This window comes from Vibrio tapetis subsp. quintayensis, from assembly GCF_030409945.1.
GTDB classification, from domain to species: Bacteria; Pseudomonadota; Gammaproteobacteria; order Enterobacterales; family Vibrionaceae; genus Vibrio; species Vibrio quintayensis.
The window spans coordinates 327,697-344,399 of the sequence record NZ_JAUFQV010000043.1 but is presented as its reverse complement, the minus strand read 5'-3'; the positions used below and the strand labels follow the sequence as shown (position 1 = coordinate 344,399).

The 16,703-nt window shown below is 44.5% G+C and carries 11 protein-coding genes; 1 reads left to right on the top strand and 10 read right to left on the bottom strand.

Annotated elements, in window-relative coordinates; all coding sequences use genetic code 11:
• Positions 1–163: 163 nt before the first annotated feature.
• Entirely contained in the window at positions 164–3,076 is a 2,913-nt protein-coding gene (locus QWZ04_RS22450; protein WP_290330516.1) for an HD domain-containing phosphohydrolase, read from the bottom strand.
• A 336-nt stretch (positions 3,077–3,412) separates the two neighbouring features.
• Between QWZ04_RS22450 and QWZ04_RS22445 the strand changes: the two genes are divergently transcribed.
• Complete coding sequence (locus QWZ04_RS22445) at positions 3,413–3,880, top strand: YehS family protein (RefSeq protein WP_290330515.1); 468 nt, start codon at positions 3,413–3,415, stop codon at positions 3,878–3,880.
• Between the two features lie 109 nt (positions 3,881–3,989).
• On the opposite strand, the gene QWZ04_RS22440 is transcribed toward QWZ04_RS22445, so the two are convergent.
• The 9 genes from QWZ04_RS22440 to nirB form a co-directional block, all read right to left on the bottom strand.
• Positions 3,990–4,892 carry a LysR family transcriptional regulator gene (locus QWZ04_RS22440; RefSeq protein WP_290330514.1) on the bottom strand — a complete coding sequence of 301 codons (903 nt, stop codon included), beginning with the start codon at positions 4,890–4,892 and terminating at the stop codon, positions 3,990–3,992.
• 181 nt (positions 4,893–5,073) lie between these two features.
• A complete protein-coding gene (locus QWZ04_RS22435; RefSeq protein ID WP_290330513.1) occupies positions 5,074–5,823 on the bottom strand; it encodes a LutC/YkgG family protein in 750 nt (249 codons plus the stop codon).
• A gap of 54 nt (positions 5,824–5,877) precedes the next feature.
• Complete coding sequence (locus QWZ04_RS22430) at positions 5,878–7,287, bottom strand: LutB/LldF family L-lactate oxidation iron-sulfur protein (RefSeq protein ID WP_290330512.1); 1,410 nt, start codon at positions 7,285–7,287, stop codon at positions 5,878–5,880.
• 13 nt (positions 7,288–7,300) lie between these two features.
• Positions 7,301–8,020 carry a (Fe-S)-binding protein gene (locus QWZ04_RS22425; protein WP_290330511.1) on the bottom strand — a complete coding sequence of 240 codons (720 nt, stop codon included), beginning with the start codon at positions 8,018–8,020 and terminating at the stop codon, positions 7,301–7,303.
• A gap of 118 nt (positions 8,021–8,138) precedes the next feature.
• Entirely contained in the window at positions 8,139–9,719 is a 1,581-nt protein-coding gene (locus QWZ04_RS22420) for an L-lactate permease (protein ID WP_290330510.1), read from the bottom strand.
• A 545-nt stretch (positions 9,720–10,264) separates the two neighbouring features.
• Complete coding sequence (locus tag QWZ04_RS22415) at positions 10,265–12,049, bottom strand: bifunctional protein-serine/threonine kinase/phosphatase (RefSeq protein ID WP_290330508.1); 1,785 nt, start codon at positions 12,047–12,049, stop codon at positions 10,265–10,267.
• Positions 12,050–12,172: 123 nt separating this feature from the next.
• A complete protein-coding gene (locus tag QWZ04_RS22410; protein WP_290330507.1) occupies positions 12,173–13,642 on the bottom strand; it encodes a NarK family nitrate/nitrite MFS transporter in 1,470 nt (489 codons plus the stop codon).
• 27 nt (positions 13,643–13,669) lie between these two features.
• Positions 13,670–14,002: a nitrite reductase small subunit NirD gene (nirD, locus tag QWZ04_RS22405; RefSeq protein ID WP_290330506.1), complete on the bottom strand. Its 333-nt coding sequence runs from the start codon at positions 14,000–14,002 to the stop codon at positions 13,670–13,672.
• 11 nt (positions 14,003–14,013) lie between these two features.
• The gene (gene nirB, locus QWZ04_RS22400) at positions 14,014–16,617 is read right to left on the bottom strand and encodes a nitrite reductase large subunit NirB (RefSeq protein ID WP_290330505.1); all 2,604 of its coding nucleotides are present in this window, start codon (positions 16,615–16,617) and stop codon (positions 14,014–14,016) included.
• Between the last annotated feature and the right edge of the window lie 86 nt (positions 16,618–16,703).

Genomic DNA, 16,703 nt, shown 5'->3' with positions numbered 1-16,703 from the left:
TAATGTTGTGATGACAAGAAAGACGACCAACTGCCGATGCTGGCTTCAACATCGGCAGTCACCGACTAATTACTAAGCATGCCACAAGTGACTATGCATGCAACAAACGACTAGAATGCGACAATTCGCGACGCATGCCATAAGTAGCCCGTTAAGACACCAATCACCCCGCAACGTCTTCTTCCTGCTTTTTGTCGAACTTTTGCTTAGCCAGATACAAATTAACCTGCTCTAGGTAATTATCAATATTCACGTCCACCAGCTGTGTCTGTTCTAGAAATTTGTCTGCATATTGTTTGTACACGCCTTTGCCTAAGAACAGCACATATAAGTCTGGGTCGATATGACCAGTGGTTGCCAATTGAGTCATAATAGATAATGATTCCCGCAAGTTTTTGGCTTTTTTATACGGCCTGTCATTGGCCGTTAATGCTTCAAAGATGTCGGCTATCGCCATCACTCTTGCCTGTACTGACAGTTCACTTCCTTTTTGTCCTCTCGGGTAGCCCTCTCCGTCCATTCTTTCATGATGGCAACCAGCAATCTCAGGGACATTTTTCATGTGCTCAGGATAAGGCAGTTTTTCGAGCATATGGATGGTTTGAACAATATGGTTATTAATAATAAAGCGTTCTTCCGACGTTAAGGTACCGACTCTCACACTCAGGTTATACAACTCACCTCTATCGTATTGATACTCTCCTGGCACCAAGTTGAAGGGTTGCTCCCACGTATCTTTAGGGTTATGACCCAACGGCCAAGCCACCTTATGTACGGCTTTATTTGACAGCATAAATTCGGTCACCGGAAGTGCTTGTGAGTTATCACATCGGTCTTTTTCAACCCATGAAATGCCGATTTTGTCGTCTATGGTACGCTTCCATGTTAGCTGTGCGATGCTCTGTAACCGCTCAAACTTGCTGTCGTTCATGAACTCGGACCCGATATTACACTCCGCAATAAAGGCAAAGTCATCATCTAGGCTATGCAACGTTTTATCACGTCTGAGTTTTTCAAAGGCGGCATCAGAGCCCTGAGACACGGCTTTCCAGTAGTCTGTATGTGCTTGTTGCTTGAGCAACTCAAATCGCATCCGTATTTCATGAATACGGTCATAATTGGTTTCCAACTTGGTTGCCTTATCGACCACATATTCCGGCGTGGTTATTTTTCCGCAGTCGTGCATCCAAGCACCTAGACTTAGCTCTTCCCACTGCTTACTGTCCATCGAAAAATCTCTAAACTGACCTTGATCTTCAGCCGCCGCTAAGGTCAGCATTTCTGCAAGTGCCGGAACTCGTTGACAGTGCCCTCCAGTGTATGGAGATTTGGTATCAATGGTCGATGCAAGTAATTCGGTAAAGGCATTAAGCATGTCTTTTTGTTGTTGAATTTGATCGATATTTTCCTTAGCTATCGCTGCAAAATTGAGTAACTCACTTAAAAAATCGTGTTTTTCTTTTTGTAGTTTAGTTGCACGTCGCTCATAGCCTAGCGTGAGAACCCCAACGAGTTGTTTATCTCGATTAAGCAACGGGAAGAAGTAGAGATCGGAGTTATGGAAATGCAGCAAATACGGCTTAAGCAATTCATCTTTTTTATTTAGATGAAATACCTCGCCACTCTTGAGTTGAGAAAGCATCAAGGGTGCATTTGCGAGCAATGTATTCATATCAACCCGCAGAGGAATAATGGCATGGTTAACGGCCACTTCAAATTTCTTGGTTTTTCTGTCCCACACCGATAACACGATGGTTTCGGCTTTGGTCACAATATAACTTTGTTTGGCGATGTTTTTTGCCAGAATACTAAAATCTTGGTTACTGGCCGTATCTTGCAACAAAATAATGAGGTCGTGCAGCGTATGCTCCATCAACTCAACAGACATCGACAGGTCGTTCACTTCTTTTATCATACTGCGTGAGTAATGAGATTTAGTAAAAACAAACCGTCTGATGTTTTCCGCTTGCTTGTTCAACCCATCCAGCGGCTCTGCAATTCTCTTCGCCACATATCTAACGATCAACGTACACGCTAGGAGCATTAACAGCGCCATCACTAACTGTTTGTCACGCATAGAGAGTAGATCTTTCATCAAGTCATTTTGCGGTGTCGCTTCTGCCAAATACAGTTCAACGCCATCGGTTAAATCAACCGGAGTTACGGCAATCGACCAAGCTAAGTTATCAACATTCTTCGTCGCATACCCACCAGATAATGAGGTCTCTTTTAAAACACCACTGAACACACTATCGGCAAGCGTTAGTCGAATATCTTGGCTACTATCTTGATCGGCAAGCTCTACCTGATGACTAGCTAAAGGGTGAAAGTTCCTATCAAATAAGATGAGTTTGCTTCGCTCAGAATAAGCCAGTTCTTTGATTTTTGCGGACAAGCCTGACAATGAAAAGTCAGCGGCAACAACATGGCGATTATCAACAGAACGTCGCACGAAGGTAACGCCAGAATCTTGCAGCCAGTAAAAACGGTACGGTTCCGTTAAGCTGATCTCCCCACCTTTTTCCGCTTTGCTATACCAAGGGCGTACTCTCGGGTCATAACGGTTGTCATATTGGATGTTCGCGCTCATCACGTTCATGTTCGGGTCATAAAATATGGCTTCATTCCTACCGTCTAGATCCGTATCTCGAAACAACATAGTTGCGCCATCAGGCGCTTTAAATTGCTTAGCAACTACCGGGTTAATCAACGGTCTATATAGGGTAAAGCGTCCTTCACTGGATCCATAGTACAAGGCAACGAGGCTTTCGTTACGATTGAAGACCAAATCAATAGAAGACAGCCACCCGTTTTTTTCGGCTGAATCAGTTTGATGGGAAATGAACGAACTCATCGCCATAAAATCTAACGTCGTTAATACCGGGGCCACTTGTTGTTTAAACAAGGTTTGAAGTTTTAGGCTATTCTCGTTGCTCAACTCCCCAGCAGTCCCCTCTAAAAGCGTTTGGGAATGCTGATAACTGATGGTGATCAGGCTTACCCCAATTGCAGTTACGAGCGCTAAAAACAGCGTCGTGATATGTATGCTAAGAGGATAGCGTCTCTTCTTTCTCATTATGAACATCCTTGCTCTACAACTGACTCCCTAAAGTATTGATCGGTTAGCTACTTATGCAAGTTATAGATGATAAAATAACCAACTTTCTCAACTTAACAGCGATATATTTGATTTGTACCGCCAAACCATCAATCGTTGCGATAAATGAGGGCAAGATTTAGCGGCGTCTGCACTGTTTTGGATATTGTAAATGCGGGCGAAATTCATTGTATTGGCAAAAATGAACTGCAAAATTCGCTTGAATAATTCAGACCTAAACCAGGAAATCTGTTAAAGTGCTCGACCACAAACTCAGCAGCCATACCCACGGCTGCAAATCATTAGGAAAATTGAGTGACCAATAACGATATTTTACGCCGCATCCGCTTTACTTTCGATTTTAACGACACTGCTATGATCGACATTTTTGCTGCTGCCGAGCACGAAGTAACCCGTGAGCAAGTTTCTAATTGGCTTAAGAAAGACGAAGATAGCGCATTCGTTGCTTGTACTGACACGGAATTGGCGATCTTCCTAAATGGTTTAATCAATACCAAACGTGGCAAGAAAGAGGGAGCACAACCTGCTCCAGAGCAAAACTTAACCAACAACATGATCTTCATGAAATTACGCATTGCTTTGAACTACAAAGCCGAAGACGTACTAGAGATCATGAAAAGCGTTGATTTTGAAATGAGCAAACATGAGCTGAGCGCGTTTTTCCGTAAGCCTGAGCACAAACACTACCGCGACTGTAAAGCTCAGATTCTACGTAACTTCTTGAATGGTATTCAACAGAAGTTTCGTCCTCAAGCGGATTAATCCCTAGCGTCACACTGAACAAATATAAAAAGCCAAGCTAACGTAATTAGCTTGGCTTTTTTGTTATTGAAATTGAAGTCGCTTGTCCTAAACCGTGGCTGGGTTCATCTTAAAAGCAGTGTCGTCGCTCTTGGTAGCATTCTCGAATATGCTCAATCAGCGCCTGAATCCGTTTTGCCGGCTTTCGGGTGTACGGATAAACGGCGTAAATTCCCACTTCTTTGCCCACATGATCCGATAATACTTCAACAAGTTCACCACTTTGCAACTCATCGTAAACCAAACATGTCGGTAAATAAGCAAGGCCATTGCCTTTCAAAGCGGCTTTCTTGAGTGCCGCTGAGTTATCCGACGAGAAATTTCCGTTTACCTTAAGTGTGTACGTATCGCTATTTCGTTTAAACAGCCAGTCGAACGTTCCGCTACTTGGATGGGTGTAACCAAAACAGTTATGACGCAGCAACTCATTCGGCTCTGAGGGGCAGTCATGTGATTTGAAATAGCTCGGCGCCCCACATATTACCCAGCGAGAGTTAAAGATATAACGCGCAATCAAGCTAGAATCTTCTAGGTAACCTGTGCGAATGACAAGATCATAATTTCCGGCAGACAAGTCGACAAAGTTGTTATCCATCGACATGTCTATCGTTAGGCCCGCATGCTCCATACAAAAGTCAGACACTGCGTCGGCAAGCAATAACTCACCAGATATAGTGGGAACTGACATTTTAATGTGGCCAGATAACGCCTCGTTGTAACCTGTAACCGCATCAAAAGCGGATTGAGCCAAGGAACTGATCCCTTTTGAACGATGATATAAAACCTCACCCGCTTCGGTTAAAGACAGCTTTCTTGTGGTGCGGTACAGCAGTTGAACACCCAAATCACTTTCTAGCTTGCTCACACGTTTACTAACCACCGATTTTGTAATGCCGTTCAATTCTGCGACTTTACTAAACGACCCTTGCTCTATCACTTGGGTAAACATGGCTAAATCATCAATGTGCGGCACGCGAGACTCCCTTATGTAAACAACTAACGCTGATTATACAATAACAGACAAAGGCAATAACCCTTAGATTATTGCCTTTGTCTCCTTCCCTAATCGGCCACCCTAGCCCCACTCTTTCCTTTCTTCGCCTCTAGCCCTTCGCCTTATGCCTTATGCCTTATGCCTCTACCCTTGCGCCCCATCACATATCATCAATGATAATGTACGTCGCATAAACAGGGCCATGTACCCCAACCACTTTGATCAGTTCGATATCAGCGGTTGAACTAGGGCCAGATATGAAGTTAACACACGAAGGTATGCGTTCACCGGCCTCTGCCTTGCGGTGTAATTCGGTGGTTGCCTGAGTTAAACGGGCGAACAATGTGCTCTTGGCAACAACAACAATCGACGCTTCTGGTAACAAACTAACCGCACGGCCTTGCTTCGGTTGGCTGTAAAGCACCATAGTGCCGGACTCTGCTAGCCCTTGCTCCGCAAACACTACCCCAACCTTTGCTCGTTCAGCCAACGTGATGTTACGCTCGTAGCCTGCACTTTGGTCCCAAACATTCACGTCATGATGCAAGTCGTTAAGTCCATCACTGCCGATGAGATCCAGTAAGCGCTCATCGGCTGACAATAGAACTTCTTGCTTACCCGTTGCCTCTTTCTCACAGTAATTTTTACACTCCACCCGCAAGGTTCTTGAAAACTCAGCTTTGGTTGTCACTAGAGCATTCGCGCCCAACGCTGTTTTGGTGTAGTCGACAAGTACATTTTTGAGTTCGTCTTTATTGCAAGATGCAAGCACCTCATGATGACAGCTATACTTCAGTTTAGGCTTGGCAACTCTCTGGGTAATTCGATCTCGTTGAAGCTTATTCGCTATGTTGTTGAGAAACGACTCACGGTTATGAATTCGCGATGATTGATCATTCAAATTCGACATATTCATTCCTTACACTTTTTTCATTTGGCGGTTATTATTCGGCGGTAACGCAAGCTACTTACGGTTCTTAAACCAGCTTCTAAACGATTCGCCATCAGGCTCGGGCAAGTCACGAGCTTCGGTCCATTCGCTGATCGCACCGACATTCACAGGCAGTTTCCCATCCTTGATGATGTAACCGGCCATTCTTGCGCCAATCTTAACGCTGGTGTCCCACAATATCGGACGCGCGTTAGCCAAATTGAAAGCTCCGACTACCGCACGTTCACTAAGTGGCGTTAGCTTCTGTTCCGCCATTTTCTGACGATGTTTTAGGAGCAGATCAGACAGCGGAATTTTAACAGGACAAACATCGTGACAAGCTTTGCATAAGCTGCAAGCGTAAGGTAAATCTTTGAAATCATCATAACCGCCAAGTAATGGCGACAACACGGCACCGATTGGGCCAGAATAGATAGAACCATAAGACTGACCGCCAATATGTCGATAGGCCGGACACGTATTAACGCATGCCGCACAGCGAATACAGCGAAGAATGTCTTTGAACTCTGACCCCAAGATGTCTGAACGCCCGTTATCGACAATCACAAGATGGAACTCTTCCGGTCCGTCACAATGTTCGTCTTCCCGTGGCCCAGTCAATGCCGTTACATAACCGGTTAATGGGATGCCAACCGCACTGCGACACAGCAAGCTAATCATGATATCCAGCTCTTCAAAAGTGGGAACAATACGCTCCATTCCCATTACCGCGACATGCGTTTTTGGCAGACTGGTCGCAAGCCTTGCATTACCCTCGTTAGTCACCAAGGATATAGAACCAGACTCAGCAACAGCGAAGTTGCACCCTGTAATGCCGATGTCTGCTTCTAAGAAATCATGACGAATATGATTACGAACAAAACGGGTCAGCTCTTCAGGATCATCGCCGCCTTGATAGTTTATTTTGTCTTTAAAGATGTCTCTGATCTGGGCTCGGTTTTTGTGTAGAGCAGGGACTACGATATGGGATGGCGGATCGCAATCGTCAACTTGCAATATGTACTCTCCCAAATCCGTCTCTACAACTTCACAACCATTACGCTCAATCATAGCGTTAAGGTTAATTTCTTCCGTCACCATAGATTTAGATTTAACAACTTTCTTAGCATTCTTCTGCTTGATGATGTTTTCAACATAATCGGTTGCTTGCTCAGACGTTTGTGCAAAGAAAACATGACCGCCATTTTTTTCGACGTTGTCACTTAACTGCTGAAGGTAATAATCCAAATGTTCAAGCACATGGTTGCGGATATCCATGCCCATCTCTCGCCATTCTTCCCAATTACCCAACTTATCGGCGGCGATTTGGCGATTCGCAAACATGCGTTCTTGTGCATTCGCAACAGATTGACGCATAAACTCATCTTTCATTTGAACATTTATGCGTTCACGAAATTTCACATCACTGGTTTTCATCGACATATTACTTCCCCTTTTAGCGGCTCATTAACACATCGACAATGTGTAATACTTGAATGGGTTTACCCTCACGAGTCATACGCCCCGCGATGTTAATCAAACAACTGATGTCAGCACCGATCAAATAGTCAGGCTCAACTTGCGCGATATGGTGAACTTTCTCTTTCACCATTTCTCCCGATATTTCAGACATTTTCACTGAAAACGTGCCACCAAACCCACAACAAGTCTCTTGGTTCTTTATTGGCAGTAACTCAAGCCCTTCAACGTTAGAAAGCAGTTTCAGCGGTTCCTCACGAACACCTAACTTACGAATAAGACTGCACGAAGGGTGATAAACACCGCGCCCTGGTAGCTTAGCTCCTACGTTTTGAATGCCAATTTCATTAGTGATAAACTGAGTGAGCTCATACAAACGATCGGCAAGGGCTTGGGCACGTTCTGCCCATAAGGGTTCGTCTGCTAAGTATTCCGGGTATTTTTTGATTGAAGCTGCGCACGAGCCTGCGGGAGTGACAATTGGGTATGAGTTCAGCTCAAACGCTTCAATCATACTTTTCATCGCTGGCTTACTGCCCTCAATGTAACCACTGTTCAAAGATGGTTGCCCGCAGCAGCCCTGCTTGTCTGGAAAGATAACTTCACAGTTTAACTCTTCCAACAGAAGTACCGATTTTTTGGCTACTTCTGCTTTTACCGTGTCACACAGACACGTTGCAAAAAAGTTCACCTTCATAATATTGCTCCCAGCGCTCACAGCGCTTTATTTTGGAATAACCTAAACTCAATGCCGACGGTTTTCCGCTCTGTTCATTGAGTTTAGCGATGGTTTGTAAGAATTAAGCAGTAAGTGCTTAAAGTGCTATGCTGACCACTCCAACAATCACCCCATACAGAATCATCGGAATAACCGTACGTTTGATGATGTAGCCTTCTTGATTAGAAATTCCAAGAATGGTTGAAACCGCAATGATGTTGTTAATGCACACCATATTGCCCATCGAACCACCCACAGATTGCAGTGCTAACACCACATTTTGAGACAAGCCGACGGTTTGAGCGATCGTCTGTTGAATGCCGCCAAAAGTAAGATTTGAAACCGTTGCAGAGCCGGAGAAAAACGCACCTAAAGCACCAAGATATGAAGCAACGTATTGCCAGTTAGTGCCCATCAAATCTGAGAATGCGCGCCCAGTGGTCATGATTGGAGAACCTTCGCCTCCCATCATCATGAACTTCACCATGATCAAGGCACCAATCAAAGCAATGAATGGCATCTTGATTCGGCTGCCTGTTTCAGTGAAGACTTGCTTAACTTGTTGCTTCGGCATTTTAAAAATCCAGACGGATATCATCACAACTAAAAAGAAAGGAATGAGTGCTGGCACATAGAGAGTTTTGTACGCCCAAGCCGTGTCTGTTTGCAAAATATTACTTAGCTTGATGATCAAAGCCTGACTCACACTTAGGTCTGCAAAACCAAGATTCAACGAAAATAGTGGTGTTGCGTCGGTTAGTAAGCCTTTTATTCCGAGCTGCTGGATGCGTGTAACAATGAGAATAGCAATAAGCATCAGTGTTGGACTTAGCGCTTTAACCACTTCTGCCATCGGTACTTTCTCGACAGTTTTAAGCTCAGTTTCTGCCTCTTTTTCCAAGCCAATTTTGAATCGCGCAATCACAATGGATAGCGACATGCCGATTGCACCGCCTATTAGCGATGGGAATTCATAATTCCACTGAGCAAAAAGAAAGTAAGGAATGGTACAAGACAGCACGCTCAACTGAATAAACAAAAAGTTACGGCGTATCGTTGACCAAGACACAACAAAACTGAGTGCCACAACAGGGATGATAAATGCGGCAACAGAGTGCATTAGCGCAGAGAGCTGCCCCACTTCAAGTAAATCTGCATCAGATAGGCCTAAACCACTAAAGCCAAACCATGTAGGCGTTCCTACCGCGCCGAATGACACTGGCACCGAGTTCATCACAAGCGCTAACATCGCGACACGAAGCGGGTTAAACCCTAAGCCAACTAGGATTGGGGCGGCTATCGCGGCTGGTGTACCAAACCCGGATGCACCTTCGATCATAAACGCGAACGCCCAACCAATAATCATCAGCTGCGCCACTTTGTTTCGGCTAATCCCCTCCAGCCATTGACGAATAACTGCTTCAGCTCCGGATAATGCGATCAGTCGATTAAGTAAAATCGCGCCCGCTATGATCGAAATCGGTGTAATAGCCGACAGGCTACCCGATATAATATTGGCGACTAATAGCTGGCTATCAACCCCGAAATAAAATACTTGAAATATTCCCACCAGTAATGCACTTATTGGTAATGCGTAATGTGATGGTAGTGCATTCTTTTTGGTCATCATCCAAATGAGAAGCAATATCGGTACGACAGATATAACTAAATTTAACATTCTTCCATTCCACCTTATTCGTAGAGGCTAAATTAATAATTTTGTAGGTATTCGAATTATTATTATTTTGGTCGTTGTTTTTATATTCTGACCTTATGGGGAAAACATTGTAAACACGGTGTAACAAATGACTATCTTTTATTTACCTATGCGTTACAGTTGGTATTTTCCATTCGTGAGAGGGATCACACATCAAAAATACGGACAATATAGATAGTAACTATAAAACAAATATTTATAGCCAAAATCCAATCTTAGCACTTGGTGATTAGATGATTTTTGGAAACAATGAATCTCCCAATACGGCGCAATTAGTTGACTAATCACAACAGTTATTATGTGATCACACGACGGTTAGGGCACTAAGATGGAACAATATCGCAAAGATAAGAGCTAGAAGATAAAGAGATGCATCGCGGAATTGACTTAATGAAAACAAAATTTAACTAAAGTAACTTATTCATTACATGTCATAAGTTGCTATTTGTTGATTTAATACGTTAATACTTATTATGATCTAAGCGTTTAAAGTAATTTAATAACAATTAAGAAATTAGAATAAAAAGCTCTACGATGCTCAGCGTCATGAATATGCATGCGAGTCCTTTCCAAAACAAAACCGGATTACGTTCAAACAACGAACGACGTTCATTTTCCAATATTAGTTCTGGGTTCGGGGTAGACAAGTCTGTAATAAATTCGCTCATGGCTTGATACCGCTGGGTAGGAACGGCGGCGCACACTTTTTTCAATACTGGATCGACCCATTCAGGTAAATCACTTCTGCGTAAACAAGCTGAGTAGTAGTCCCATTTTTGATGGCGCGCCCGCCTTAGCGATTGAGTCGTTCCGAGTTTATAAGGCAGCTCTCCTGTCAGCATTTCATAGCAAATCACACCAATTGAAAACAAATCCGAGACATACGTTGCCTTCTCACCATTTAGGTATTCCGGGGCAATGTATTTCGCATCCCCCATCGGTATCTCTTCCTCGATCACGGAGAGATCGGCTTCTTTGTCCATGGCTTGCTGCTCTTCAAAGGCTGCAACACTCATTGCGCCGTAGTCTAAGACCGTTATTTTTTCATCACTCTCGACCATGATGTTTTCTGGTTTTAAGTCACGATGCACCATACCCATCCGTTGCAACTTGCGTGATGCAGCAACAAGAGAACTAATGATAGTTCTCACCTGATCTAAGGTGGGTTTAGGGTTGTCATACATCCATTGGCGTAAAGTGATGCCAGTGAGTGGCTCACACAATAAATACAAAAATTTTGCGTTGCTCGGTCTAGGATGCACTTTCATGAACTGCGGATGATCTAATTGTTTCCCAACCCAGTACTCGTGTATGAAGCTACCGAGATAACTCATGTCGTCAGCCATGTTTGGTGAAGGTGACTTCAATACCATCACCCTGCCTGAAAGTAATTCTGTTACTTCATAAACATAGCTCCTGCTACCAGCATAAAGTACGTTCATCACTTGAAAGCCATCTAAAGTTTGGCCTACTCTCAACGCAGGAGGAATGGCAAACTGGCCTAGTTGCGTTTGCAGTTCTGCTCGGCTACTTTCAGGCAGATCATTTACCCCAACAAATAATGCGCTGGTATTGTCCGTACTGCCATTATCTAGCGCTAAATTGGCTAATTGCTTAGCCGCTAACTCGGGGTGTAAATTTTGGTTATCAACCAATTCGAAGCATTGTGCCTGAATCTCTTCATTTGAGGTAAAGTCATGCACACCATCGGTGGTCAGCAGGAACCAGTCCCCTTCTTTTATCGGTAGGGTTTGATAATCGATGTTAACCGTATTATCCATACCTAGCGCTCGTGTCAAAAAGGTTTGGCTCCCCGCCCCCGCTCGTACGTGGTCTCTTGTCAGCAACGTGAGTTTGTCGTCGCGATATAAATAAATTCTTGAATCACCAACGTGGAAAATATGAGCCGTATTCGACTTGATAACCACCGAGCTAAACGTAGTGACGAGCCCGTTATGTTTAAGTGGTTGTTTAACACCCTGACCATATAGCCAATAGTTAGTGGTACTCAAGACTTTGGTGGCGGAGCGCTTAACGCTCCAGCTGCTCGGTGTTGCAAAGTAATCATTAACAAACTGAATAACACTGGTTTGGCTGGCTTGCTGGCTCATTTCACTGCAACTTACGCCATCCGCAATGCAGGCAACACACCCCTTGTTGGTGACTTCTTCATAAGTTTTAGGTTGATGAAAAACTAGCGCATCTTGGTTTTCACTACGCCTGCCTTCATCGGTAAAGCCTCCGTAAAGAATAGAAAGCTTGTTCGTCTCATTTAGCGGTTGATCTTCCATTGCCTACATCCTTGTCTGCCATGAACGGAATTGCCCTTAACTCAAACAGATTTAAGTTAAGGGCGTTGTTTTTGCTTATGTAGTTTTGACCGTTATCGATTACTAATAGTTAACGCGTGGCCATTAATGAGACACATCAATCAGCGTGACACTGCCATCGTCATTCACTTCTGCAATTTGACCACTTGGTTCTTCCATCGCGACTAGGGTGATAAAACCTAACACCGCCGTGCCTGCGATAACAAAGAAGAACGTCTGGTAGCTCACGAACGATAATACCGTTAGGTAAACAACCGCACCTACGTTGCCATAAGCCCCTGTCATGCCTGCTATTTGCCCAGTCATACGACGCTTAATAAGAGGAACCGTTGCAAATACAGCACCTTCTCCAGCCTGTACGAAGAATGAACATGCCATCGCAGCAACTACTGCCAACCAAAGCGGCCATTGTGCGTCAACCTTACCCATCACAAAGTAACCAACCGCAAGGCCGGCAGTCAATATCAGCAGCGTCGGCTTACGACCAAACTTGTCTGAAATCCACCCGCCTCCCGGGCGAGACATTAAATTCATGAACGCGTAGGCCGATGCAACCATTCCCGCCATTACAGGAGTAAGTTCAAACGTTTCTAAGAAGAACAAAGGAAGCATCGATACAACCGCAAGCTCAGAACCAAACGTAGCAAAATAAAGAATATTAAGTACTGCAACTTGTTTGAATTTGTATTGATGTATCTCTTCTACTGGCTCATAAAACACCTTTTTGTTCACTTTCCATACTTGTGCCAGTTCGTATAAATAAAGCGCACCAAGTGCTGCGTACACCCCACTCACAACCCCCGTACTCAGCATTCCAACGCCCGACGGAGACAACTTCCATGCCAGCAGCGCCAAAGCGCCGTACATCGGGATCTTCATTAGCAAAAGCAAAAAGAAATCGCCCTTAGAGGTAACTTCCATGGCCGTTAGGTGAGCTGGTTTGAAATACGTTGCCCCTTTTGGTGTATCTGTCACGTTGGCATAGAAGACAAATGAGAACACAAGGCTCATTACCCCAGTTATCCCCACCGCATAACGCCAGCCATCTTCACCACCCAACAACAGCGCTAGTGTCGGTAGCGAGAACGCAGCAGCGGCGGAACCAAAGTTACCCCAGCCCCCATAAATACCCTCTGCGGTACCCAGCTCATGGTGTGGGAACCATTCCGACACCAAGCGGATCCCAACTACAAAACCTGCACCAATAAAGCCCAGTAAGAAACGAGCGACGGCGGCTTGAACGAAGCTATCGGCTAATGCAAACATAAAACACGGCAGTGAACACAGGGCTAACAGCGCTGAATAGACAATTCTCGGCCCATATTTGTCCGTTAGCATCCCGACCACCACTCGCGCGGGTATGGTAAGTGCCACGTTAAGTATTAATAGTGTTTTTATCTGTTCAGTTGTGAGACCTAAGGTTGTTTTCACCATTTGAAGCAAAGGTGCAAAGTTGAACCAAACAACAAAAGTGATGAAAAATGCCATCCAACTTAAGTGTAAAACTTTCATTTTCCCTTTAAAGGAAAATAATGAGAATGAAGTACTGTCCATAGTAAATCCTATCAATTGTTACTGTCTTTATTTAATCAACGCAATCTGAATGTTTGATTCGTGTTCGCGTACAGAAAAAGTGTCCACTTTATGATCTGGATCTTCTATACATAGCCCTGTTTCAAGGTGAAAGTGCTGTTTGTATAGTGGGGACGCCACACAAGGCTCCCCAGCAATAGAGCCCATCATGCCGCGAGACAACACATTGGCCTTGCCAATTGGGTCGTAGTTCGAAATTGCGTACAAGCCTTGAGTTCTTCCGCAATAAAACAGGGCAATTTGTTGGTCACCCACCTTTGCGCATACACCCGTTTGTGGAACCAAGTCATCTTTTGTACATACCGTTTGCCAATTAGTCATGTTAAATATCCTTATTCAACCGTTGATACTGTGCGAGATTCGGCTTTTTTAACCGTCTTTTTAGCTTGAGGATCCGCGTCAATCGCTGTGGTATCTGAAGTGCACGGAATGAGTTGACCACGCTCTGTCTTAAACTTAAGTGCTTCGTCTCTGTCTTCACTGTTAATGTAATGCTGGAAACGTTTGAGTTTTTCTGGGTTCTCAATCGTTGTTTTCCACTCACATTGGTAATGCTCGATGTTGAATGCCATGTCTTTTTCCAGCTCTTCCGCCAGATCCAACTTATCTTCAATCACCACTTCTTTGAGGTACTCTAATCCGCCGTCTAAGTTTTCTAGCCAAACTGACGTGCGCTGTAGGCGATCCGCTGTTCTCACATAGAACATCAACAATCTATCAACGTATTTGATGAGCGTTTCGTTATCTAAATCCGTCGCAAATAGATCGGCATGGCGTGGGCGCATTCCGCCGTTACCACACACATATAAGTTCCAACCTTTATCTGTAGCAATAACACCGATGTCTTTTGATTGCGCTTCAGCACATTCACGAGTACACCCTGATACGGCAAATTTAAGTTTATGAGGAGAGCGTAGGCCTTTGTATCTGTTCTCTAATTTAACCGCAAAGTCCATGCTGTCTTGAACGCCGTATCGGCACCAAGAACTACCCACACAAGACTTCACGGTACGCAAAGATTTACCATAGGCATGACCGGTTTCAAAACCTGCGTCCACCAGTTTTCGCCAAATAGTGGGTAAGTCATTTAACTGAGCACCAAACAAGTCGATTCGCTGACCGCCGGTAATCTTGGTGTACAGGCCAAACTCTTGCGCAACCTCACCCAAAACAATGAGTTTATCAGGGGTCACTTCACCAGCCGCTATACGTGGTACAACCGAATAGGTGCCATCTTTTTGCATGTTGCCTAAATACAGGTCATTGGTATCCTGAAGTTCCATATGCTTGTCTTCCAACACATAATCGTTCCAGTAGGAAGCCAAGATTGAGCCTACTGTCGGCTTACATACGTCACAGCCTAGCCCTTTACCGTGTTTTTCTAGCACATCATCAAAAGACTTAATCTTGTTCACTCGGATAAGGTCGCTAAGCTCTTGGCGCGAATAAGCAAAGTGTTCACATACGTCATTACTCACTTCTACTCCGTTCGCCGCTAGTTCTGCGTCCAACACTTGTTTCGCCAGTGCCGAACAACCACCGCAACCAGTAGAAGCGTTCGTCGTTTGTTTTAACATCGACATGTCGGTGCAGCCATCAGCTACCGCTTGTTGGATGTCTTGCTTAGTGACATCGAAACACGAACAAATAACCGTGCTATCTGGTAACGCATCCACACCCAGTCCAACAGGCTCGTCTGAATCCAATAAAGGCAAAATTAACGTTGACGGGTTAGCGGGTAACGCCATGTCGTTCAGTTTTAGCTGTAACAAAGAGCCATAAGCGTCCGCATCACCGACTAGAACGGCACCGACTAACTTCTTACCATCTTCCGATACGATAAGACGTTTATAGACTTGCGTAATCTCATCATGATACGTGTAAGACTGAGCGCCCTCCGTTTTGTCATGCACTTCACCAATACTGGCAACATCAACCCCCATGAGTTTCAATTTGGTGCTCATGTCTGCACCGTTGAATTCTGGTGCGTCGGCGTTCGTGATGTCTTCTGATGCCGCTAATACTTGTTCTACCGCGACCTTAGCCATTTGGTAACCCGGGGCAACCAAGCCAAAAATTTGGCCATTCCACAACGCACATTCGCCTACCGCATAAACGCTCGGATCACTGGTTTGGCAATAATTATTCACGACAATGCCGCCACGTTCACCAATTGTTAATCCACATTGCCTTGCCAACGCATCTTGCGGTCGAATACCCGCGGAAAACACCACCAAATCGGTTTCTAAGAAGCTGCCATCAGCAAAATTTAAGCGATAACGGCTTTGCTCACCGGCAATGATCTCTGTGGTTGCTTTTTCGGTATGCACTTGCACGCCAAGATCTTCAATTTTTCTGCGAAGTAACGCACCGCCACCATCGTCCAATTGAACGGCCATTAGGCGAGGTGCAAACTCAACTACATGCGTTTCTAAACCTAGATTTTTTACTGCGTTTGCCGCTTCAAGCCCTAGCAGACCGCCGCCTATCACGACGGCACTTTTACTGCCCTTACTAGATTCTTCAATGGCATCAAGATCGTCTAACGTGCGATATACATGGCAATAGGCCTGATCGTTACCCGGGATTGGTGGAACAAAGGGAGTAGAGCCAGTAGCGAGGACCAAGGTGTCGTATTCTTCAACCAATCCAGTGTCTGTGGTTATCTGTTTTGATTGTGTATCAATACTGCTTACGCGCTGATTAACGAGGTAACGTACACCTTGTTCGTCGTATTTTTCTGGCTTAGCCATCGCTAAATCTTCCGCTGTTTTTCCTGTGTAGTAGGAAGTAAGCTGAACCCTATCGTAAGCTAAGCGAGACTCCTCAGAAAATGTCACTACGTCGATATTTTCCGGATGATTCTGCATTAAGGTGTCGATAAACTTATGGCCAACCATACCATTTCCGACGACAACTACTCGTTGTTTACTCATATTGATTCCCTTCAAGCGATAATTTAAGTGTTAAATGCTAAATTCAAACGCTGACCTCTTGGTGGTGTTAATCCCCCTATAACCGG